17 protein-coding genes are annotated in these 22483 nt (G+C 73.0%); 8 read left to right on the plus strand and 9 right to left on the minus strand.

All coding sequences use genetic code 11. The annotated features are described in order from the left end of the window. The first annotated feature begins 83 nt into the window (after nt 1-83). The 6 genes from I3F58_RS09480 (at nt 84) to I3F58_RS09505 (ending at nt 11490) form a co-directional block, all read left to right on the plus strand. Entirely contained in the window at nt 84-683 is a 600-nt protein-coding gene (locus I3F58_RS09480; RefSeq protein ID WP_240107841.1) for a hypothetical protein, read from the plus strand. Between the two features lie 96 nt (nt 684-779). Further along, nucleotides 780-2867 carry a flotillin family protein gene (locus tag I3F58_RS09485; protein WP_240107842.1) on the plus strand — a complete coding sequence of 696 codons (2088 nt, stop codon included), beginning with the start codon at nt 780-782 and terminating at the stop codon, nt 2865-2867. An 88-nt stretch (nt 2868-2955) separates the two neighbouring features. Next, the gene (locus I3F58_RS09490) at nt 2956-7854 is read left to right on the plus strand and encodes a DNA repair ATPase (protein ID WP_240107843.1); all 4899 of its coding nucleotides are present in this window, start codon (nt 2956-2958) and stop codon (nt 7852-7854) included. A gap of 239 nt (nt 7855-8093) precedes the next feature. Next, the gene (locus I3F58_RS09495) at nt 8094-8714 is read left to right on the plus strand and encodes a LysE family translocator (protein WP_240107844.1); all 621 of its coding nucleotides are present in this window, start codon (nt 8094-8096) and stop codon (nt 8712-8714) included. A 72-nt stretch (nt 8715-8786) separates the two neighbouring features. Beyond that, the gene (locus I3F58_RS09500; RefSeq protein WP_240107845.1) at nt 8787-10709 is read left to right on the plus strand and encodes a prolyl oligopeptidase family serine peptidase; all 1923 of its coding nucleotides are present in this window, start codon (nt 8787-8789) and stop codon (nt 10707-10709) included. A 22-nt stretch (nt 10710-10731) separates the two neighbouring features. Beyond that, nucleotides 10732-11490: an SURF1 family protein gene (locus tag I3F58_RS09505; protein ID WP_240107846.1), complete on the plus strand. Its 759-nt coding sequence runs from the start codon at nt 10732-10734 to the stop codon at nt 11488-11490. A gap of 273 nt (nt 11491-11763) precedes the next feature. Here I3F58_RS09505 and I3F58_RS09510 read toward each other — a convergent pair whose 3' ends face one another. The 7 genes from I3F58_RS09510 to I3F58_RS09540 form a co-directional block, all read right to left on the minus strand. Continuing rightward, on the minus strand, nt 11764-12918 hold the full coding sequence (locus tag I3F58_RS09510; RefSeq protein WP_240107847.1) for a hypothetical protein: 1155 nt from the start codon (nt 12916-12918) through the stop codon (nt 11764-11766). Nucleotides 12919-12974: 56 nt separating this feature from the next. Further along, nucleotides 12975-13658: a SigE family RNA polymerase sigma factor gene (locus I3F58_RS09515; RefSeq protein ID WP_240107848.1), complete on the minus strand. Its 684-nt coding sequence runs from the start codon at nt 13656-13658 to the stop codon at nt 12975-12977. A 197-nt stretch (nt 13659-13855) separates the two neighbouring features. After that, nucleotides 13856-15100, minus strand: coding sequence for an aspartate-semialdehyde dehydrogenase (locus I3F58_RS09520; RefSeq protein WP_240107916.1), 1245 nt, complete (start codon nt 15098-15100; stop codon nt 13856-13858). A gap of 30 nt (nt 15101-15130) precedes the next feature. Then, nucleotides 15131-16402: an aspartate kinase gene (locus I3F58_RS09525; protein WP_240107849.1), complete on the minus strand. Its 1272-nt coding sequence runs from the start codon at nt 16400-16402 to the stop codon at nt 15131-15133. Between the two features lie 248 nt (nt 16403-16650). Continuing rightward, complete coding sequence (locus I3F58_RS09530) at nt 16651-17316, minus strand: DUF5063 domain-containing protein (RefSeq protein ID WP_240107850.1); 666 nt, start codon at nt 17314-17316, stop codon at nt 16651-16653. Next, nucleotides 17309-17908: a recombination mediator RecR gene (recR, locus tag I3F58_RS09535; RefSeq protein ID WP_240107851.1), complete on the minus strand. Its 600-nt coding sequence runs from the start codon at nt 17906-17908 to the stop codon at nt 17309-17311. Before recR ends, I3F58_RS09530 begins: the two co-directional genes overlap by 8 nt. A 111-nt stretch (nt 17909-18019) precedes the next feature. Continuing rightward, a complete protein-coding gene (locus I3F58_RS09540) occupies nt 18020-18361 on the minus strand; it encodes a YbaB/EbfC family nucleoid-associated protein (protein WP_240107852.1) in 342 nt (113 codons plus the stop codon). Between the two features lie 331 nt (nt 18362-18692). On the opposite strand from I3F58_RS09540, the gene I3F58_RS09545 reads away from it, so the two are divergent. Then, a complete protein-coding gene (locus tag I3F58_RS09545) occupies nt 18693-19415 on the plus strand; it encodes an SLATT domain-containing protein (RefSeq protein WP_374207931.1) in 723 nt (240 codons plus the stop codon). A gap of 60 nt (nt 19416-19475) precedes the next feature. Here the strand turns inward: I3F58_RS09545 and I3F58_RS09550 are convergent, their stop codons facing one another. Further along, nucleotides 19476-20126 carry a hypothetical protein gene (locus I3F58_RS09550; RefSeq protein ID WP_240107853.1) on the minus strand — a complete coding sequence of 217 codons (651 nt, stop codon included), beginning with the start codon at nt 20124-20126 and terminating at the stop codon, nt 19476-19478. Nucleotides 20127-20331: 205 nt separating this feature from the next. Here I3F58_RS09550 and I3F58_RS09555 point away from each other — a divergent pair, with 205 nt between their 5' ends. Then, entirely contained in the window at nt 20332-20916 is a 585-nt protein-coding gene (locus tag I3F58_RS09555; RefSeq protein ID WP_240107854.1) for a 1,4-alpha-glucan branching protein, read from the plus strand. A 70-nt stretch (nt 20917-20986) separates the two neighbouring features. Here I3F58_RS09555 and I3F58_RS09560 read toward each other — a convergent pair whose 3' ends face one another. Then, entirely contained in the window at nt 20987-22414 is a 1428-nt protein-coding gene (locus I3F58_RS09560; protein ID WP_240107855.1) for a glycosyltransferase 87 family protein, read from the minus strand. Nucleotides 22415-22483: the final 69 nt, after the last annotated feature.

A 22483-nucleotide genomic window follows, 5' to 3' on the forward strand; every position in this document is an offset into this window, starting at 1 on the left:
CCGCCCGGCACCGGCTCGGTTTTCGCACCGCCCGTCCGTCACACACGTACCGAACCGGCGAGGCTGGCGAAGGGGGCACCGGAATGCGCGACCTGCTCACCGCGGCGATCGGCTTCCCCACACTGCCCTTCACCGCCGCCCTGGTCATCGTCCTGGGCTTCTGGATGCTGGCGCTCTGCCGCGTCACGGACCGGCACGCCTTCGACGGGGACCTGCCGCTCGGCCCGCTCGGCCTGGGCGGTGTCCCGGCCGCGGCTGCGGTGTCCGGGGTGGTCCTCACCGGCTGGTTCACCAGCCTCGCCGGGTCCTACGCCCTGCACCGGCTGACCGGCCCCGGGGTGATCCGCATCCTGCTGTCGCTCGTCCTGCTCGGCGCGGCCCTGTCGGCGGGCCAGCGGGTGACACGGCTGCTCGTACGGCTCTGGTGCCGTCACCACCCGCATGAACCGGCCCCGCGCCACGGCGACTTCGTCGGCCGGACCTGCACGATCCGCACCGGACGGGTCGACGGCGGGTTCGGGCGGGCCGAGGTCGCGGTACGGGGCGGGCCCACCGCCGTCGTACCGGTACGGCAGCTCGGCGGCGAGCCACCGCTCACCAGAGGCTCCACCGCCCTGCTCTACGCGTACGACGACACCGGCGAGTTCTTCTGGGTCACCCCGCAGCCGCTGGCCGCCGCCTGAGCCCCGCTCGCCACCCCACCACCCCACCAGCTCTGCTTCTGCTCTGCCCTGCCCGCGGACGCGTGCGTGCCCGCGACTCACCCGCAAGGATTTCCCATGGACGCCTTCCCCTGGGGCATCGGTGTGCTCATCGCCGCTGTCCTGCTGATCCTGGTCGCGCTGGTCCTGACCGTCACCAAGCTGTTCCGCAAGGTCGACCAGGGCAAGGCCCTCATCGTGTCGAAGATGCGCAAGATCGATGTGACCTTCACCGGTCAGGTCGTCCTGCCGGTGCTGCACCGCGCCGAGGTCATGGACATCTCGGTGAAGACCATCGAGATCTCCCGCACCGGCCGCGACGGCCTGATCTGCAAGGACAACATCCGCGCCGACATACGGATCTCGTTCTTCGTCCGGGTCAGCAAGACAGCAGAGGACGTCATCCGGGTCGCCCAGGCGATCGGCACGGCCCGCGCCAGCGACAAGGCCACCCTGCAGGACCTGTTCAACGCCAAGTTCTCCGAGGCGCTGAAGACCGTCGGCAAGCAGATGGACTTCACCGACCTCTACACCAAGCGCGACGAACTGCGGTACCGGATCATCGAGGTCATCGGCGTCGACCTCAACGGCTACCACCTGGAGGACGCGGCGATCGACTACCTGGAGCAGACGCCGCTCAGCCAGCTCGACGCCGACAACATCCTGGACGCCCAGGGCATCCGCAAGATCACCGAGCTGACCGCTGTCGAGCACATCCGCACCAACGAGTTCCGGCAGAACGAGCAGAAGGAGATCACCCGCCAGAACGTCGACGCCCGCGAGGCCATCCTGGAGCTGGAGCGCCGTCAGGCGGACGCCGAGATCAAGCAGAAGCGGGAGATCGAGACCGTCCGGGCCCGGGAGGAGGCGGAGACCACGCGGGTCGCGGAGGAGGAGCGGCTGCGGGCACAGGGCGCCTTCCTGCGGACCGAGGAGCAGCTCGGCATCCAGCGGGAGAACCAGGCCCGCGAGGTGGCCGTCGCGGAGAAGAACCGCGAGCGGGTCATCGCCGTGGAGAACGAGCGGATCGAGAAGGACCGCCAGCTGGAGGCCATCGCCCGCGAGCGGGAGACGATGCTGACCAGGATCGCCGCCGAGAGGGAGGTCGAGGCCGAGCGCCGGGACATCGCGGAGGTCATCCGGGAGCGGGTCGCCGTGGACCGCACGGTCGCGGAGCAGGAGGAGTCCATCAAGCGGCTGCGGGCCGTGGAGGAGGCCGAGCGTGAGCGCCAGGCGGTCGTCATCGCGGCCGAGGCGGAGGCGCAGGAGCGGCTGGTCAAGGACATCAAGGCCGCCGAGGCCGCCGAGCAGGCCGCCGTACACCGCGCCGCCGAGGAGCTGACGCTGGCGGAGGCCCGGCTGAAGGCCGCCGACCTGGACGCGCAGGCCAAGCTGCGGCTCGCGGAGGGTGTGCAGGCCGAGCAGGCCGCCGAGGGCCTGGCCGCCGTGCAGGTGCGGGACGCCGAGGCGGAGGTCATCGAGAAGTCCGGCCTCGCGGAGGCACAGGCCACCGAGGCGCGGCTCAAGGCGGAGGCAGAGGGCGCCCGCAAGCAGGCGCTGGCCGAGGCCGAGGGCCGGCGGGCCAAGGCGCTCGCGGAGGCCGAGGCCGTCGCGGAGCGGCTGAAGGCGGAGGCACACGGCATCAACGAGAAGGCCGCGGCCATGGCGGCGCTGGACGAGGCGTCCCGCGGACACGAGGAGTTCCGGCTGCGGCTGGAGGCCGAGAAGGACATCCGGCTGGCCGGTCTGGACGCCCAGCGGCAGATCGCGGAGGCCCAGGCCTCGGTGCTCGCCTCCGGTCTGGAGAAGGCCGACATCAGCATCGTCGGCGGGGAGTCCGCGTTCTTCGACAAGATCGTCGGCGCGATGTCGCTCGGCAAGAGCGTGGACGGGTTCATGAAGCAGTCCCAGACCGCGCAGGCGCTGGCCGGGCCGTGGCTGGACGGGTCGGCGGACTTCACGCAGGACGTGACCCGGGTGCTCAGCTCGCTGTCCACCGGTGATGTGCAGAACATGACCGTGTCCGCGCTGCTGATGAAGCTGATGGGACAGGGCGGCGGTGTGGAGAGCAGCCCCGAGCTGCGGAAGCTGCTGGACGCCGCCGAACGGCTGGGGCTGTCGGAGACGCCGCTGGCCGCACTGAACGGTACGCCGGCCCAGGTCTGAGACCTGGACCAGGCGTACGAGGCCCGGAGCTGCCGTCACGGGGGGCAGCAGCTCCGGGCCGCTTCTTCGAAGAGGGGAACCCGCGAGGATGAGCACCAACGAGACCTCCGGCGCCGTCATGGACGCCTCCGCCTACGACGTGCTGCGGGAGCGGCTGGCCGCGCAGGGCGCCGGACTGGCGGCGCGTGCTCAGGAGCTGAACGCCCGCCGCGCGGAGGTGTTCGGCGCCGCGGAGCTGCGGCTCGACGGCACCGAGCGGCTGCGCACCGAGGCGTCCGCGCTGGCCCGGGACGTGGTCGCGGTCGGGAACACGCTGCTCGTGGGCTACAGCGGGGTGGCCGGGCCCGAGGAGGTCCGGGTCGGTGACGTGTTCGCGCTGCACGCGCGCGAGGGGCTGGAGGCGCTCGCCCGGGACGCGGTGCCGGGGCTGCTCGACGACCCCTCCTTCGTACGGGAGTTCCAGGGGCTGCACCGGTACTACCGGGGGTCGCGGCTGCTGCGGCTGCGGCTGGCCGACGGGAAGCTGCTCGCGGTGTTCCGGACCGGAGAGCGGGCCGAGGACATCCGGGTGCTGCGCTGGCGGCTGCGCCGGGACGGCTCGGCGCAGTTCCTCGACGCGCGCGGTGAGCGGGACCATGTGCTGCCGCCCGCGCACGACGTGACGTGGACGGCGGCCACACGCGAGGACCACGGAACGGTCGACGGCACCGCCTACGCACGCGTGCCGGGTGATGTGGAGCTGTACGCGGGCACGACCGGCGGGACGCTGACCGTGCGGGACGCCGAGGGCGTCCTGTACGAGGAGCCGGTCACCGAGCCGCTTCAGTCCCTGGCGGACGCGGACATCGCCCACGCGCGCGTGGGGGCTCTTCTCCTGCTGCGGGTGCGCCCCTACAAGGAGGACACCGACCGGTACCTGGCCGTGTCGGTCACCACGCGGACCGTCGCCCGGCTGGACGGCATCGGACAGGCGTGCCGCCGCCTGCCCGGCGGCCAGGGCGTCGTCTTCCCCGGCGGCTACTGCCTGGCCGACGGCACCCACAGGACCTTCGGCACCGACGCCGAGGGCATGGAGTTCGAGCGGGCCGTCCACTCCCCCAACGGCGAGGACGTCCTGTACGTGTTCCAGGCGCGCGGGGACGGGCGGACGCTGCTCCTGCCGTACAACCTGATCCGGCGGTCCGTGGCAGCGCCGGTCGCCTGCCAGGGCTACGCGCTGTTCGAGGACGGCACGCTGCACGTGCTGCGCGCCCCGGCGGACGGGGAGCCCGCACGCGTGCACCCGGTCCAGGTGTGGCGCAGCCCGTACGTCTCCGACACCTTCGCCGCCGCGCAGCCGGTGGGCGAGGGGCCGCTGGAGCGGATCGGCAACCCCGACCTCGTACGGGCGGTGTCGGACTGCCTCGCGGTGGCGCGCACCGCGTCGGCGGCGTCCGCCCCGGACGCGGAGCCGACGACGGAGGCGTACGAGGACCTGGCGGGTCGCTGCGCGCGTGCTCTGGACGCCTACCACTGGCTCGCCGACCCGGAGGCCGGGGGCGGTGTTCTGGAGCCGCTGGCCGGGCTGCGGGAGACCGCGGAGCAGGTGCTCGCGGAGTTCGCGGCGGTACGGGAGCTGAAGCGGCAGGCGGCGGAGGCACTGGCGGAGGCCGCCTCCCGGGTCGCGACGCTGGTGCGGCGCATGCGGGGCGAGGCGCCGCGCACCGCGCCCGAATGGGTCGAGCGGCTCACCGGGCTGCGCCGCGCCCAGGGCCGGCTGGTGACGCTGAAGGAGATGCGGTACGCGGATGCCGAGCGCATCGACGAACTGGCCGCCGACGTGGGCGGCGACCTGGAGGTCTTCGGCGGGCGGGCGGTGGAGTTCCTGTCCCGGGACGACGCGTTCGTGTCGTACGACGAGGAGGTGGAACAGCTCACGGCGCGGGCCGAGGGCATCGGGACGGCCGCCGAGGCGGAGCCGCTTGCCGCGCTGATCGACACGCAGGCGGAGGGACTGCGCACGGTCACGGAGGTGGTGACGGGGCTCGACATCGGTGACGCGACGCTGCGGACCGCGATCCTGGAGCGGATCTCCGCCGTGCTGGGCGGGGTGAACCGGGCGCGGGCCACGCTGGACGCACGCCGCCGGGAGCTGGCGGCGGGCGAGTCGCGCGCGGAGTTCGCGGCCGAGACCGCCCTGCTGGGCCAGGCGGTGACGGGGGCGCTGGCCGCCGCGGACACGCCGGAGGCGTGTGACGGGCAACTCGCCGGGCTGCTGCTGCGGCTGGAGAACCTGGAAGCCCGGTTCGGCGCGTCCGACGAGGCGTCGGCCGTCGTCGCCGCGAAGCGCGACGAGGTGTACGAGGCGTTCGCGGCGCGCAAGCAGGCGCTGCAGGACGAGCGGGCACGGCACGCCGAGCGGCTGGCCTCGTCGGCGGGGCGGGTGCTGGAGACGGTGGCGCGTCGGCTGGCGTCGCTCGCGGACCAGGACGAGATCAACACGTTCTTCGCGTCGGACCCGCTGGTCGCGAAGGTGCGCCGGTCGGCGGAGGAGCTGCGCGGGCTGGGCGAGTCGGCGCGCGCGGAGGAGCTGGAGGGCCGGATCACGGCGGCCCGGCAGGAGGCCGCGCGGGCACTGCGGGACCGCACGGACCTGTACGCCGACGGCGGGGCGGCGATCCGGCTGGGACGGCACCGGTTCGCGGTGAACACCCAGCCGGTGGACCTGACGCTGGTCCCCTCCGGGGACGACACGCTCGTGTTCGCCGTGCCGGGCACGGACTACCGGGCGCCGGTCACGGACGAGGGCTTCGCCGGGACGCGCGCGTTCTGGGGGCAGAGCCTGCCGTCGGAGAACGCGGACGTGTACCGGGCGGAGTTCCTGGCGGTGCGGCTGCTGGGCGAACACGGGGCGGAGGCGCTGGCGGCGGCCGGCGAGGCCGGCGAACTGGACGGCCTGGTGCGGGAGGCGGCGCGGGAGGCCTACGACGAGGGCTACGAGCTGGGCGTCCACGACCGGGACGCGGCGCTGATCCTGGCCGCTGTGCTGCGGCTGCACGCGGGCGCGGGGCTGCTGCGGTACCCCGCACGCGCGCGCGGCGCGGCGCAGGAGTTCTGGGCGTACGGCGTGGCGGAGGACGCGGTGCGGGCCGCCTGGACGGTGCGGGCCCGGTCGCTGGCCCGTGCGCGGGAGGCGTTCGGGGCGGCGCCGGGGCTGGACGGGCTGCGGGGGGAGCTGGCCGCGGCGATGGCGGGGGCCGGGTCCCCGATGGACGCGGCGGTGGGGGCGGCGTACCTGGTGGAGGAGCTGGCTGCGGGGCCCGAGGGCTTTGTCGCGGGGGCGGCGGCCCGCACCCTGGTGGGGAAGTTCCGGGGTGCGGTGGATCTGGAGGCGTACGAGCAGGACCTGGCGGGGATCGCGGACCTGGGTGCCCGGCGGATGCTGGTCGAGTCGTGGCTGTCGGCGTACGCGGCGGCGACCGGGGAGCCGGTGGCCGACGGGGACCTGGCGGAGGCGGTGGTCCTGGAGCTGTGCCCGGAACTTCCCCGTTACGACCGGGAGGCGGAGCTGACGGCGAGGGCCGAGGGCCTGCTGGGCACGCACCCGCGCGTCGAAGGACGGGCACTGACGATCCGTCTGGACGAGCTTCTCGCACGCGTGGAGGGATTCCGGCGGGACGCGGTGCCCGCGTTCCGCGCGTACCAGAAGCGGCGGGCCGCGCTGGTGGCGGCCGAGCGCGAACGACTCGGCCTGGACGCGTACCGGCCGCGCGCGATGGCCTCGTTCGTACGGGGGCGGCTGGTGGACGAGGTGTACCTGCCGCTCGTCGGGGACAGCCTGAACAAGCAGATGGGCCCGGGCAGCCACGGCCTGCTCCTGCTCGTCTCCCCGCCCGGATACGGCAAGACGACGCTGATGGAGTACGTCGCGGAGCGGCTCGGCATGCTGCTGGTGAAGGTGGACGGACCCGCCCTCGGCCACGACGTCACGTCCCTGGACCCGGCGGAGGCCCCGCACTCGGCGGCGCGCCGCGAACTGGAGAAGGTCCGGTTCGCGCTGTCGGCCGGGAACAACGTGCTGCTGCACATCGACGACGTCCAGCACACCTCGCCGGAACTGCTCCAGAAGTTCATCCCGCTGTGCGACGCGACCCGGGCGCTGGACGGGTACGACCTGCGGGGCAAGCGGTTCGCGGTGTGCATGACGGCGAACCCGTACACGGAGTCCGGCAGCCGTTTCCGGATCCCGGACATGCTGGCGAACCGGGCCGACGTGTGGAACCTGGGCGATGTGCTGGGCGGCAAGGAGGATGCCTTCGCGCTGAGTTTCGTCGAGAACGCGCTGACCGCGAACCCGGTGCTGGCGCCGCTGGCCGGGCGGGACCTGTCGGACCTGGACGCGCTGGTGCGGATGGCGGCGGGCGACCCGGGGGCGCCCGGGCCCGACCGGCTGAGCCACCCGTACGCGGCATCCGAGCTGAACGAGGTCCTCGCGGTGCTGCGGCACCTGCTGACGGCCCGCCGGACCGTGCTCGCGGTGAACGCCGCGTACATCGCGTCGGCCGCCCAGTCCGACGAGACCCGCACCGAGCCGCGCTTCCAGCTGCAGGGCTCGTACCGGGACATGAACAAGATCGCGGCGCGGATCTCACCGGTCATGAACGAGGCGGAGCTGGCCGCGGTCGTCCAGGACCACTACACGGCCGAGGCGCAGACACTGACGTCCGGCGCCGAGGCGAACCTGCTGAAGCTGGCGGAGCTTCAGGGCGCCCTGACGCCGGAGCAGTCCGCCCGCTGGGCCGAACTGAAGGCCGCGCACGGCAGGGCGCGGGCGCTGGGCGACCCGGAGGAGGACCCGGTGGTACGGGCGGTGGCGGCGCTGGGGCTGCTGGCCGACCGGATCGCGGCGATCGAGTCGGCCATCACCCGCGCGGCCGACCCCCGCATGACCCTCGCGAACCCGCACGCCCGGCACGCGTCCCGGCCCGCGGGGGAGGCCGGAGGGTAGGCGCGGCGGCTGCGGGCGGCATCACCGGGAAGGGGAGCGGTCCGCGGGGCCCGGACCGCTCCGGTGGCGGAACAGCGCCGGCTGCGGGGCCCGGACCAGCGGCAAGGGAGACAGCACCGACTGCGAGCGGGCAGCCGGGGAGCAGCATGAACGGTGCGTCATAGGCTCGACGCGCCCTTTCCCTTCCAGGTCTGCCCGCCTTCCGGGCAGACCTGTGCCGCTATGGAGGTTCCGGAGCCATGGGTCAGATCATCGCCGTCGCCGTCATCACCGTCCTGGCCGTCATCAGCCCCGGCGCGGACTTCGCCATGACCGTGCGGAACAGCTGTCTGTACGGCCGGACCGCAGGTCTGCTGTGCGCCCTCGGGATATCGCTCGGTGTGCTGGTGCATGTCGCCTACACGATGCTCGGCGTGGGCCTGCTGGTCTCCAGGACACCCACGCTGTTCACCGTGATGAAGATCGTCGGCGCCGCCTATCTCGTCTATATCGGCTACAAGACGTTCGTGGCGCGCACGGAAGTGGACATCGATCTGTCCGCCGACAAGGGGCTGTCCAGAGCGGGCGCCCTGCGCGTCGGGTTTCTGACGAACGCGCTCAATCCGAAGACCATGCTGTTCGTGCTCAGCACCTACACCCAGGTGGTGAGCACGGACACCCCGGTCGTCCAGCAGGCCGGATACGGCGCGTTCATGTCGGTCGCCCACCTCGTGTGGTTCGGCCTGGCGGCGCTGTTCTTCTCGACCGAGAGCCTGCGGGCCCGGCTGCTGCGGCGGCAGGCCGTGCTGAACCGCGTGATCGGCACCGTGCTCGTCGGTCTGGGGGTGACTCTGGCACTGACTCCGGCCGTGCAGTCCTGACGGGACCCGGCCTGGGGACAAGTTGTCCACAGGCTCGGCGGGACGTGGGTGGGTCGGAGCATGATGGACGGCATGACTCAGCAAGCCGACCCGAAGACCTCGCCGGACCCGAAGACCTCGCCCGTCCCGTCGGCCTCACCCGATTCGACGGCCTCTCCCGATCCGCAGACCGCGTCGGCGTCCGTGCCCGCGCCGGGCGTGCCCGAGTGGGAGAAGCGGTTCCGGGCGCCGCGGGTCTCGCTGCCCGACTGGGCGCAGGACGCGCCGGACCGCGCGCTGTTCGTGTCGAACGCGACCGGCACGTATGAGCTGTACGCCTGGGACCGGGTGACCGGGACGCAGCGGCAGGCCACGGACCGGCCGAACGGGACGACGGACGGCACGCTGTCACCCGACGGCGAGTGGATCTGGTGGTTCGCGGATCACGACGGCGACGAGTTCGGCGTGTGGATGCGCCAGCCGTTCGGCGGCGGGCCGGACGAGCCCGCGGCGCCGGGGCTGGAGCCGTCGTATCCGGCGGGCCTGGCGATCGGGCGGGACGGGACGTCGGTGGTGGGCCGGTCCACGGACGAGGACGGGTCGACGGTCCATGTGGTGCGGCCCGGGCATCAGCCGGTGGAGATCTACCGGCACCGTGAGTCGGCGGGAGTCGGGGACCTGTCGCACGACGGGGCGCTGCTGGCGATCGAGCACACCGAGCACGGGGACGCGATGCACGCGGCGCTGCGGGTGGTGCGGCTCGACGGCTCGGTGGTGGCGGAGCTGGACGACACGAAGGGGGGTACGGAGGAGCTGGGCCTGGCGGTGCTGGGCTTCGCGCCGGTGGACGGGGACACCCGGCTGCTCGTCGGGCACCAGCGGCAGGGCCGATGGGAGCCGCTGGTGTGGGACGTGGCCTCGGGTGAGGAGACGGGGCTGCGGCTCGGCCTGCCCGGCGATGTGAGCGCCGAGTGGTATCCGGACGGGTCGGCGCTGCTGATCGTGCACAGCTTCGAGGCGCGCAGCGAGCTGTGGCGGTACGACGTGTCGACCGGGGAGCGGACGCGGGTGGAGACGCCGGCCGGTTCGGTGTCCGGTGCGACGGCACGGCCGGACGGAGCGGTCGAGTACCTGTGGTCGTCGGCGGCGCTGCCGTCGTCGGTGCGGTCCACGGCGGGCGGGGTCGTGCTGGACCCGCCCGGGCCGAGGGCTCCGGCATCGGTGCCGGTGGAGGACGTGTGGGTGGAGGGCCCGGGCGGCAGGATCCACGCGCTCGTCCAGAAGCCGGCCGGCGTCACGGGCCCGCTGCCGACGGTGTTCGAGATCCACGGCGGGCCGACCTGGCACGACAGCGACGCGTTCGCCGCGGGCCCGGCGGCCTGGGTCGACCACGGGTACGCGGTGGTGCGGGTGAACTACCGGGGCTCGACCGGGTACGGCCGGGAGTGGACGGACGCGCTGAAGCACCGGGTCGGTCTGATCGAGCTGGAGGACATCGCGGCGGTCCGGGAGTGGGCGGTGTCCTCGGGGCTGGCCGATCCGTCGAGGCTGGTCCTGACCGGCGGCTCGTGGGGCGGCTTCCTGACCCTGCTGGGTCTGGGCACCCAGCCGGACGCGTGGGCCGTCGGCATCGCCGCCGTACCGGTCGCGGACTACGTGACCGCGTACCAGGACGAGATGGAGGCGCTGAAGGCGCTGGACCGGACGCTGTTCGGCGGGGCACCGGAGGAGGTGCCGGAGCGGTACGAGGCGTCGTCGCCGCTCACGTACGTGGACGCGGTGCGGGCGCCGGTCTACATCTCGGCCGGTGTCAACGACCCGCGCTGCCCGATCCGGCAGATCGACAACTACGTGGACCGGCTGGCGGCGCGCGGGGCGGTGCACGAGGTGTACCGGTACGACGCGGGGCACGGGTCCCTGGTGGTGGAGGAGCGGATCAAGCAACTCCGGCTTGAGCTCGACTTCGCGGCCAGGCATCTGAGCGCGGGCGCGGGGACCCGGGCGGAGGGGAGGTGAGCGTGTTCCGTACCGTGGAGGGGTGTACCGCTTCCTGACGACACCCCGCTGGTGGGGGATCAACGTCTTCGTCCTGCTGGCGATCCCGTTCTGTCTGTACATGGGGACGTGGCAGCTCGGCAGGTTCGAGGACCGCGTGGACGCACACCAGGCGGCGGAGCAGCGACCCGAGGCAGCGGCCCGGGAGCAGGCGGCACCTCTGGCCGAGCTGCTCCCGGTCGACAAGGAGACCTCGGGCCGCCAGGCGCGGGCCACCGGGACGTACGGCGAGCAGTTCCTGGTCCCGGGCCGGGAACTGGACGGCGAGACCGGTGCCTATGTGCTGACGCTGCTGCGCACGGCGGACGGCAAGGCCCTTCCGGTGGTCCGGGGCTGGCTCCCCGACGGCGCCGCCGCCCCGGCCCCGCCGGCCGGCGAGGTCACCGTCACGGGTGCGCTCCAGGCGTCGGAGTCCCCCTCCGGCAAGGGCGTGCACAGGACGGGCGGGCTGCCCGAGGGCCAGGTCGGGATCATCAGCGCGGCGTCGCTGGTGAACCTGGTGCCGGACGACGTGTACGACGCGTGGGTGACCCTCACGGACTCCCCCACCGGCCTGACCCCGGTCCCGGCATCCGCCCCGGCGGGTACGGGCCTGGACCTGAAGGCGTTCCAGAACCTCGGCTACACGGGCGAGTGGTTCGTCTTCGCCGGGTTCGTCCTCTTCATGTGGTTCCGCCTGTTCCGCCGGGAGGCGGAGGCGGCGCGGGACCAGGCGCTGGGCCTCTCTGAGACGGGAGCCTGACGGTCCGGCCAGGCCCTGGGTGGTCCGCCCCCCGCAGCCGACGCGTGAGCCGCGGGGTGAGGCAGCCCCCGGGCCGGCCAACTCCCCTGAGAGGGACCGCCCCGGGCCGGGGAACCCTGAACCGAACCGGACCCGGCTGCGGCCCGGCGGCCCGGACCTCGCCCGGAAACCGGGGGAACCGGGAGGCCCGCCAGGAGCCCGCCGCCCCGGGCAGGGCAGCGGGCGGGCCTGGGTGCGGCCCGTGGCCCGCTTCGGGGCTCGGCCGGTGGGTGGTTACTCCACGGGCAGGATGCCCGTGTGGTAGACCGTGCCCGCGCAGGCCTCGGGAACGGTGGCCTCGGCGGTGGGGGCGCCCGGAACCGGGGTGTGGGTGACCGTGACGCTGCCTGCCGCCTCGGTGGGCGTGTCTGCGATGACGAGCTGGGGCTCGGTGCCTGTCGCCGTGTCCGCGTCCGCGCCCGTTGCGGTGCCGCCGGTCTCCTCACCCGTGGAGCCGCTGCCGCCCGTGGTGGTCTCGGGTTCCGTGGGGCTGGTGCTGGGCTCCGGGTCGGTGCCGCCGTCGACGGGGCAGGTGTCCTTCGGCACCCACGCGAACTTCACCTCGTAGGCCGCAGAGGGCTTCAGCGCCACGCTGTCGACGGCCGCCGAGGGGACGGGAAGCTGGGTCGCCGGGCCGTCCGCTCCGTGCGGGGCGATGCCGATCCGCGCGCTGTCGGCGGCGCCGTTCGCCCGGAAGCCGAGGGTGACCGGGGTATCGACCGCGCAGTCGGCGCTGGAGACGTTGGCGACACGGAACGTGCCGTACACCGTGCCGTTCGCGGTCGGCTTGCCGACGGCTCCGGCGGTGGCGGCGAGCTGATCGGCCGTGCACGCGGGCAGGTTCACGGGCTCGGAAGCCGTCGGGTCGGAAACCCCTTCGGTGACCTGGCCGTCGGCGGCGCCGGTGGTCGGTGTCTGCGGCTTGTCCGGGTGCTTGGTACCGCCCTTGCCGCCGCCGCTGCCGGTACCGCCGCTGCCGCCACCGAGCTCGCCGGACGGGTTGCCCGTGACCTCCTCGCCGGCCGTGGCGCCGCTGCCGCCGGTGTCGCCCGGCACGGGCCGACCGTGCCCGGCGTTCGCCGCGCTCGCGTCAGCCGCGCCGCCGGAGCCCGCGACGTGCAGGGCCGCCGGGACACCGGTGCCGAGCAGGACGACCGCGGCTGCCGCGCCCACCAGGGCCTGCCGCTTGCGGGCCCGCCGTCGGGGCACCGCCAGGCGCAGGTGGTCCAGCGCGCCGTCGGACGGCTGGAGGCCACCGACCGTGCCCTGGAGCATCCTGCGCAGCTCCAGCTCGTCGGCGCCGAGGCCTCCGCCCAGGTCACCCTCGCCCAGGTCTCCGGAGCCGTCGCGCGGGCCCTCGCCCGGGGCGCCGTACCCGTTGTTCACCATGCCGTTTCCAGTCCGGTCGTCGTGCTCGAAGCCATCCGCACGTTCGCCGCCGCTCGTCACTTCGCCCCCATGGCGACACGCAGAGCCGCCATGCCCCGGGAGCCGTACGCCTTCACCGAGCCGAGCGATATCCCCAAGGTCTCCGCGACCTGCGCCTCGGTCATGTCCGCGAAGTACCGCAGCACCAGCACCTCGCGCTGGCGGCGCTGCAGCCCGCGCATCGCCTTGATGAGGTCCTCGCGCTCCAGCCTGACGTACGCGCCCTCCTCCGCACTGGCCATGTCCGGCATCGGCTTGGACAGCAGCTTCAGCCCGAGGATGCGGCGGCGCAGCGTCGACCGGGACAGGTTGACCACGGTCTGCCGCAGGTAGGCGAGGGTCTTCTCGGGGTCCCGCACCCGCTTGCGCGCGGAGTGGACGCGGATGAACGCCTCCTGGACGACGTCCTCACAGGACGCGGTGTCGTCGAGGAGCAGCGCGGCGAGCCCGAGCAGCGACCTGTAGTGCGCCCGGTAGGTCTCGGTGAGGTGGTCGACGGTGGTCCCGGACGTCATCGTCTCGTCCGCGCCGTCACGCGACGACGGTACGAGGGAGCGGGAACGGCCGCGTCTGGCGGCGGGCACGGGAGCGATCACCGGCATGCCGCCGGGACGCGGACTCCGCTGGGGCCGCAGGAGCGGGAGAACGCCCGCCCCGCCCTTGAACGGGCCCGCTGTTCTGATGTCGAGTACCTCTGCCACACCTGTTGGACACGTCGCCCCCCGTCAGGGTTGTACGCGCACGCCCCGGTTTTTGACGGTGCGTCGTTCGCCCTCATCGCGTATCCGCTCTTCCCCTTGCCCCGTCGGCATCGTCGATCATGCCGTCGCCCCTGTTCAAGCGGTCACACGATACGAACCGAAGACTTTCACACAGGGCGTTCACAGATCCTACAAAGCTACGGTGACAACTCCTCTGCCCGCCCCTGTGACGCGGCCCTCCCCGGCCCACCGGCCCGGTCGTGCTTCCCCTGTTCCCGCGCGGGCGGCACGAGCCCGGAGCCGGGCGGATGGCAGCGCGCCTGCCATTCCCGCTTCAGCTCCGCCGCCACCAGCTCCGCGATCTGCGCCGTGTTCAGCGCCGCGCCCTTGCGCAGGTTGTCCCCGCACACGAAGAACGTGAGCGCCCGTTCGTCGTCCAGCGCCCGCCGCACCCGCCCGACCCACGTCGGGTCCGTGCCCACGACGTCCGACGGCGTCGGGAAGTCCCCCGCCCCGGGGTCGTCGAACAGCACCACACCCGGCGCGGTGGCCAGCACCTGGTGCGCCCGCTCCACGGTGACCGGGCGCTCGAAGCGCGCGTGCACCGCGACGGAGTGCCCCGTGACGACCGGCACCCGCACACACGTGGCCGTCACCGGCAGCCCCGGCAGCTCCAGCACCTTCCGGGTCTCGGCCCGTATCCGCAGCTCCTCCGAGGACCAGCCGTCCTCCTGGAGCGTGCCGCACCACGGCACGACGTTCAGCGCGAGCGGCGCCGGGAACGGCCCGTTCCGCTCGTCCCCGAGAGCCCGTCGTACGTCTCCGGGGGCCGCGCCCAGTTCCGTACCGGCGACCGCCGCGAGCTGCCCGCGCAAGGCGGCGACCCCGTCCTGACCTGCGGCGCTCGCCGCCTGGTAGGCGGACACGACCAGCTCCGTCAGCCCGAACTCGGCGTGCAGCGCACCCACCGCGACGATCAGCGCGAGCGTCGTGCACCCGGGGCTCGCCACGATCCCGCGGGGCCGGTACGGGGCCCGCACCGCGTCCGGGTTCAGCTCGGGCACCACGAGCGGCACGTCCGGGTCCGCCCGGAACGCGGCCGAGGCGTCCACGACGACCGCGCCCCGCGCCGCGGCGACCGGCACCCAGTGCGCGGCGGCCTCCTCCGGCGCCAGGAACACGGCGACGTCGATCCCGGCCAGGGCGTCCTCGCTCAGAACCCGGACCTCGGTCTCCTCCCCGCGCACGGCCAGCACGGAGGTCTCCCCGGCCCCAACGGATCCGAGAGCTTGAGGGAGACCGGCCGTGCCGGGGTGGGAGTTCGGAAGGGAGAGCAGGCGGATCTCGCCCCAGACGTCGGCGTGCTGCGACAGGATCTGGAGCATCACCGCGCCGGCGGCCCCGGTCGCTCCCACGACCGCGAGCGCCGGCTTACGGCTCAGCACGTCAGCCCGTACAGGGGAGGCGGGGGGCTACCGGCCGGTTCCGCCGTAGACGACGGCCTCGGCCGAGTCGCTGTCCAGCCCGAAGGCGGTGTGGACGGCGCGCACGGCCTCGTTGACGTCGTCGGCGCGGGTGACGACCGAGATGCGGATCTCGGAGGTCGAGATCAACTCGATGTTCACGCCGGCGTCGGACAGCGCCTCGAAGAACGTGGCGGTGACGCCCGGGTTGGTCTTCATCCCCGCGCCGACCAGCGAGATCTTGCCGATCTGGTCGTCGTAACGGAGCGAGTCGAAGCCGATGGCGGCCTTCTGCTTCTCCAGCGCCTCGATGGCCTTGCGGCCGTCGGACTTGGGAAGGGTGAAGGAGATGTCCGTGAGCGCCGTGGTGGCGGCGGACACGTTCTGCACCACCATGTCGATGTTGATCTCGGCGTCCGCGATGGTCCGGAAGATCGCGGCGGCCTCGCCCGGCTTGTCGGGCACGCCGACGACGGTGATCTTCGCCTCGGAGGTGTCGTGGGCGACACCGGAGATGATGGCCTGCTCCACCTTGGAGCCCCCTCGCGGTTCGTTGCTGACCCATGTGCCCTGGAGCCCGGAGAAGGAGGACCGGACGTGGATCGGGATGTTGTAACGGCGTGCGTACTCGACGCACCGGTGCAGCAGCACCTTGGAGCCGGAGGCGGCGAGCTCCAGCATGTCCTCGAAGGAGATCCAGTCGATCTTCTTCGCCTTCTTCACCACACGCGGGTCGGCGGTGAAGACCCCGTCGACGTCCGTGTAGATCTCGCAGACCTCGGCGTCCAGCGCCGCGGCGAGGGCCACGGCGGTGGTGTCGGAGCCACCCCGGCCGAGGGTCGTGATGTCCTTCTTGTCCTGGGACACGCCCTGGAATCCGGCGACGATGGCGATGTTGCCCTCGTCCAGCGCCGTGCGGATCCGGCCCGGCGTGACATCGATGATGCGCGCCTTGTTGTGGACCGAGTCGGTGATGACGCCTGCCTGGCTGCCGGTGAAGGACTGGGCCTCGTGGCCCAGGTTTTTGATCGCCATCGCCAGCAGGGCCATGGAGATCCGCTCTCCGGCGGTCAGCAGCATGTCGAACTCGCGACCGGAGGGCATCGGTGACACCTCTCCGGCGAGATCGATCAGCTCGTCCGTCGTGTCGCCCATCGCGGAAACCACGACGACCACCTGGTGGCCGTTCTTCTTGGCTTCGACGATTCGCTTGGCGACGCGCTTGATGCCCTCGGCATCGGCAACGGAGGAGCCTCCGTACTTCTGCACGACAAGGCCCACGTGCGCTCCTCGCTCAGTCCGTTTGCGGTCGGCTCAGTTTAACGAGCGGCCAGGAAACGACCCCGAAGTGTCACATCGTGAGATGTCCCGCTCACTCCGTGATCGCTTCAGGTCTTCCGGGATCGGGACACCCAGTCGCCCGAGCCCCCTGGTCGCCCCAGCCGCTCAACCGCGCCCCTGCCCGGGAACGCCACCGCTACGCACAACGTGGGCGGCGTCACACGACGGCCGGGTCGAGCGGCCGACGGCTATCTCACACCGGGCCCGCCGAGCCCCAGCGGCCCCGCGATCTCCTCGGCCATCACCCGCCCCGCCTCCTCCGCCAGGGCCTCGTCCGTGATGTCCTCGTCCGTGTCCAGCCCGTCCAGCGCCGCGAGCGGCTGGTCCAGCCGCACATGCGACACCAGGGACTGAAGGGCCCGCAGGGTCGCGGAGGCGGTCGGCCCCCAGTTGGAGAAGTACGAGAACTGCCACCACCACAGGGCCTCGGCGGTCCGCCCCGCCTGGTAGTGGGCCAGCCCGTGCCGCAGATCCATCACGATGTCGGCCAGATTGTCGGAGATCCGGCACGGCACAGGCGCCTTGCGGGGCTCGTACGGGTCGAAGACCTCCGAGAAGACGTCGACCGGGTCCAGCAGCACGGCGAACCGCTCGCGCAGCTCGTCCACGTCGAGGTCCGGGCCCGTGTCCGGCTCGTACCGCTCGTCGGGGACGATGTCCTCGTGTGCGCCGAGCCTGCCGCCGGAGAGCAGCAGCTGGGAGACCTCCAGCAGCAGGAACGGCACCGCACTGTCGGGCTCGTCCCCTCTGGCCACTTCCGTGACGGCCACGATGAAGGACTCGATGGAGTCGGCGACCTGGACCGCGAAGCTGTCCGGGTCGAGCGAGTGGGCGTGGAGTGTGGCGTCAGACATCGAGGAGTCGTCTCCCTTCGAACGCGCGTCCGAGTGTGACCTCGTCGGCGTATTCCAGGTCGCCGCCAACGGGCAGCCCGCTGGCGAGGCGCGTGACCTTCAGGCCCATGGGCTTGGTCATCCGCGCCAGATACGTCGCGGTGGCCTCCCCCTCCAGGTTGGGGTCGGTCGCCAGGATCAGCTCGGTGACCGTGCCGTCCGCGAGGCGGGCCAGCAGCTCACGGATCCGCAGATCGTCGGGGCCGACGCCCTCGATGGGGCTGATCGCGCCGCCGAGCACGTGGTAACGGCCCCGGAACTCCCGGGTCCGCTCGATCGCGACGACGTCCTTCGGCTCCTCGACCACGCAGATGACGGCCTCGTCCCGGCGGGCGTCGCGGCAGATGCCGCACCGCTCCTCCTGGGCGACGTTGCCGCACACCGCGCAGAACCGGACCTTCTCCTTCACCTCCAGCAGAGCGTGCGCCAGCCGACGTACGTCGGCGGGCTCGGCCTGCAGGATGTGGAAGGCGATCCGCTGCGCGCTCTTGGGACCGACGCCTGGCAGCCTGCCCAGCTCGTCGATGAGGTCCTGGACCACGCCTTCGTACAACGGAACGCCTCTCGGGGAATCCGGTCTTGGTGCTTACGTTAGTAGCTGCGGCCGCACCGCAGAAGTCCTCGGGGCATCGAACGAACGAGCCTCGGAACAGCAGGCCGATCCTCAGAAGGGCAGGCCCGGCATGCCGCCGCCGCCCAGCCCCTGGGCCAGCGGGCCGAGCTTCTGCTGCTGGAGCTGCTGCGCGTTCTCGTTAGCGGCCTGCACGGCGGCCACCACGAGGTCCGCGAGCGTCTCCGTGTCCTCGGGGTCGACGGCCTTCGGGTCGATCACGAGGGCCCGCAGCTCACCGGCGCCCGTGACGGTGGCCTTCACGAGCCCACCGCCCGCCTGGCCGTCCACCTCGGTACGGGCCAGCTCCTCCTGCGCCCGGGCGAGGTCCTGCTGCATCTTCTGGGCCTGCTGGAGAAGCTGCTGCATGTTGGGCTGGCCACCACCGGGGATCACGGTCACTCCTGACGGGATCGACGACACGTCTCAATGTCTTCTGCACAGTCCCTTGGGGACTTACCGCCGAGCCTACGTGGTCCCGGGGCAGCGTGCCCGACGCACGCCGATCCACTCTTTGGAGTGAATCACTGGCGCGCCCTCTACCTGATCACACCCCTCTTGCGGGCGGAAATCCCGTGATTTCGCTCCCGCAGACCGCCATTCGGAGGTAGGAAGGGCCCTGCGCGAGCGCCGGTGCGACACCGCACACCGCACCCGTCCAACCCGGCACAACGTTCAAAGATCACCGCACGTCACGCAGTGTCACGCAGAGCAGAGGAGTGCCCCGGTGAGCCAGCCGGAGATGCAGCCCGGGGGGCCCGCCCGGGGGGAGGATCTGACCGGACGGCCGTTCCCGCTAGGCGACTGGGGCGAACCGGCCGAGCGGCTGCACGAGCTGTACCGATGGGTGGAGACGGGGGCCCTCCGCACGGCCGACTGGTATCTGGCGGACCGGGTGTGGAAGCGCCGCGGCGCCCGCGTCCTGCGGGCCGGTACGGCGCTGGGCGCGGTGCTGGGGGCCACCCTGCCGCTGCTGGACCTGACGGGCGCCCTGGAGGGGGCGGCGGGCTGGGGTTATCTGTCGCTGCTGCTCGCGGCGGCGTGCCTGGCCTGCGACCGGTACTTCGGGCTGACCTCCGGCTGGATGCGGGACGTGGCGACCGCGCAGGCGGTGCACCGGCGGCTCCAGACCCTCCAGTTCGACTGGGCGTCGGAGAACGTGCGGGAGGTGCTGGGCCCCACCGAGGGCACGGCGGGCGAGGCGGCGGAGCGCTGCCTGGGCATCCTGCGGCGGTTCACGGAGGACGTGACGGAGCTGGTCCGGGCGGAGACGGCCGACTGGATGGTGGAGTTCCGCTCCGGCCCGGCGCCGCTCATGACCCAGTTCTTCAACGGCCCGGGGGCGCGGCAGGAGCAACAGGGCGGGGAGCGGCAGCAGAACGGCCGATTTCCGCTGCCGCCCGCGACCCGGCCGAACATGCCTCGGCAGAGGCCGCCGGAGCCGCGCTGAGCCCCGCCCCGGCACCCGAGGCCCGGCCGAGCCCCGCGCGGCGCGTTCCGCCCAAGCCGGTCAGCTGAAGATGATCATCGAGCCCTGGCCCAGGCTCCGGGTGGCCGCCGCGTGCAGCCCGAGCCAGACGTGCCGCTCCCGGGCGAAGGGGCTGTCGTCGTACGGGATCGGGGCGGCGGGCTCCTCAAGGGCCGTCGGGTGCCGGGGCGGCTCCGGCGCGGCCGGCGGGTTCGCCGGGTCGATGCCGATGGCGGGCCCGACGTACTCCAGCTCCCGCAGCAGCCCCTGCGCGGAGCCCAACGGACCGCCACCCGCGAGCAGTTCCTCGTTGGACAGCGGAGCCGTGAAATCGACCGGCACGTACGCGCCCGCGTGGTCGTAGTGCCAGACCAGGTGCGACTGCTGGGCGTTCGCCTCGAACATCTCCAGCAACTGCTCGTAGTCCCCGCCCAGTTCGTCCACCGGCGTCACGGCGAGCCCGCAGAGCTGCAGCAGATAGGCCCGGCGCAGGAAGTGCAGGGCGTCGTAGTCGAACCCGGCGACCGGCGCCACGTCACCGGACAGCCCCGGCATGTAAGCGAAGACGGGCACAGCCGGAAGCCCGGCGTCCGTCAACGCCCGGTCATAGGTGGCGATCTCGTCGGCGAAGGGGTTGTCGGGGCTGTGGCACAGCACGTCGACAAGGGGAACCAGCCACAGATCACAGGCCAACGCTGGACTCGCTCTCACATCGGGCATCACATCGGGCATCGCATCGGGCATCGCATCGGGTCAGACATCGCGTCGGGGCGACGACGGCGGCACCGGCACAGGTTAACGGGATCCTTGTGCCCCGATACCCATCGGAAAAGCCGGGAACACCGGCCGCCCCGGCCCCGGCGGGAACACGGCGGCGGGGCAGGGGAGTTCTCCCGGCATGGCTGTGATCCACAAGACCACGATGAACCCGACGAAACTGGAGCTGGTCAGCGACTGGCTCCCCCGTCAGCCCTGGTACCTGGGCGGCGGGACGGCACCCGTGCTGGAGCAGGCCGGCGGCTTCCGGCTGGACGACCCGGAGGGCGAGGTGGGCATCGAGTTCATGGTCGTCACCGACACCTCGGGCCCCGGCCCCGTCTCGTACCACCTCCCTCTCACCTACCGGGGCGCGCCGCTGGAGGGGGCCGGGGAGGACGCGCTGATCGGGACGAGCGAGCACGGCGTGCTCGGAAAGCGCTGGGTGTACGACGGGGTCCACGACCCCGTGCTCGTCGCCCAGGTCCGGCAACTGCTCCGGGGGCGGGCCGAGCCGCAGGCCCAGAGCGTGAGCGACACCCCGGACCGGACCGTCGAGCGGCACCTCGACGGCGAACCGGCCGGACGGGCACCCGAGGCGGTGCGGGTGCTGCGGGACGGTGACGCGGGTGCCCCGGACGCGCTCGGGCGGGTCACCGCGGAATGGACGCTGCCGGGCGGGGGCGTGGGGCGTGGGGCGTTCTTCGTCCTGCGTGAGACGGTGTAGCCGCCGGTCACGCCCCGTCCGAACCTGCGGCTCCGCCCGGAGGGAGAGTCCCCCGGAGCGGCGCCGGTCCTCAGACGCCGGAGGGGCTGGGTTCCAGCCCCTCCGGCTGCGGGCGGGGGTGGGGCTGCGAGGGCGAGCGGGTCACCCGTCCCCGCCGCACCAGCCAGCCCACCAGCACCGCGACCGCCGCCGCCGCGTACACCGTCGTGCCGACCACGTCCCGTTCCTCGAAGGCCTGGGCCGTCACATAGCGGGCCGCGCCCGCGACCGCCACGCCCAGCCACTCCCAGCGCCCGTCCAGCGCGACCAGCGCGACGAGCAGCAGGGCGTACCAGGAGTAGCCGGGCGTCAGCAGCAGGAACGCGGTGCCGGTGACGAGGAGCGCGCCGGACCAGGGCCGCTCGGGGTCCCCGCGCCACAGCACGTACGCGCAGACCGCGGCCATCAGCACGAGCAGCGCGGGCAGCGCCCAGTCGTCGGGCAGCACGACCCGCAGCAGCGCGTACCGGTCACGGGCGGCGGCGTCGCCGTACCCCTCCTCCTCCACGTAACCGCTCAGGTAGCCGAAGACGGAGTCCCGGGACAGCAGGACGTACGGCACATAGGCGAGCACCGTGACGGCGGCGGCCGGTCCGAGGACCGCGGCGGCGTCCCGCACCCGCCGCACCCCGGACAGCGCGCCCGGCAGGACGACGGCGGGCATCAGCTTGGCGGCGACGGCGGCGCCCAGCAGCGCGCCTCCGGCCGCCCGGCGCCGCACCGCGACCAGGCCCAGCCCGCCCACGGCGAGCAGCACCCCGAGCACGTCCACATGGGCGTTGTTCACGGCCTCGACCGGCACGGCCGGGCACCACGCCCACAGCGCCGCCCGGGCCACCGGTGCCCCCCGGCGACGGAGGATCAGCACCAGCACGCCCGTCACCCCGAGGGCCAGCACCGCGCCGCCCGCCTGGAACGGCTTCAGCCTCGCCCCCTCCGGTGACACGGCGTGGACGCCCAGGAAGTACACCTCCGCCACGGGCGGGTAAATGGTGTGCACGGTGGGCCTGTTGAGGCGGGCGCACCGGACCGTCCCGTCCTCGGCGGGCGCGATCCTGGCACGCCCGGCGCAGGCGGCCTCGCCTTCCGGGAACAGCCAGGGGTCGCGGAGGTGCGCCAGGGCCGGGTCGGCGGGGGCGTGGTCGTACGGGGCGACGCCCGAGGCCTGGACCCGGCCGTCCCAGGCGTACCGGTAGGCATCCGTGCTGGTGCGGGGCGGTGCCACCAGCCCGGTCGCCGCGACGGCGGCGGCTCCGGCCAGCACGAGGGCCGTCACCTGCCGTGCGGGCACCTTGCGCAGGGTCCACACGGCGGCGCCGAACAGCGCCCAGGCCACGCCGTACCACCACGACAGTCCGACGGGATCGGTGTAGTACCCGTCGTACCGGACCGTCAGGACCAGGACGGCGACGAGCGCGGAGAGCAGAAGGGCGGCGAGGACGGTACGGAACTTCGTCACGGCCGCCAGCCTGCCAGCCGTACGGGCACGGGGACGGCCATCGGCGGGGACGTCCGCGTTTCGTAAGGG

The sequence above is a fragment of the Streptomyces sp. MUM 203J genome (assembly GCF_022414595.1).
Lineage (GTDB): Bacteria > Actinomycetota > Actinomycetes > Streptomycetales > Streptomycetaceae > Streptomyces.

Coding starts and splice junctions, on each gene's coding strand:
- I3F58_RS09485 (WP_240107842.1), top strand. CDS start 780: ATGGACGCCTTCCCCTGGGGCATCGGTGTGCTCATCGCCGCTGTCCTG.
- I3F58_RS09495 (WP_240107844.1), top strand. CDS start 8,094: ATGGGTCAGATCATCGCCGTCGCCGTCATCACCGTCCTGGCCGTCATC.
- I3F58_RS09490 (WP_240107843.1), top strand. CDS start 2,956: ATGAGCACCAACGAGACCTCCGGCGCCGTCATGGACGCCTCCGCCTAC.
- I3F58_RS09555 (WP_240107854.1), top strand. CDS start 20,332: ATGGCTGTGATCCACAAGACCACGATGAACCCGACGAAACTGGAGCTG.
- I3F58_RS09480 (WP_240107841.1), top strand. CDS start 84: ATGCGCGACCTGCTCACCGCGGCGATCGGCTTCCCCACACTGCCCTTC.
- I3F58_RS09500 (WP_240107845.1), top strand. CDS start 8,787: ATGACTCAGCAAGCCGACCCGAAGACCTCGCCGGACCCGAAGACCTCG.
- I3F58_RS09530 (WP_240107850.1), bottom strand. CDS start 17,316: ATGTCTGACGCCACACTCCACGCCCACTCGCTCGACCCGGACAGCTTC.
- I3F58_RS09510 (WP_240107847.1), bottom strand. CDS start 12,918: ATGGTGAACAACGGGTACGGCGCCCCGGGCGAGGGCCCGCGCGACGGC.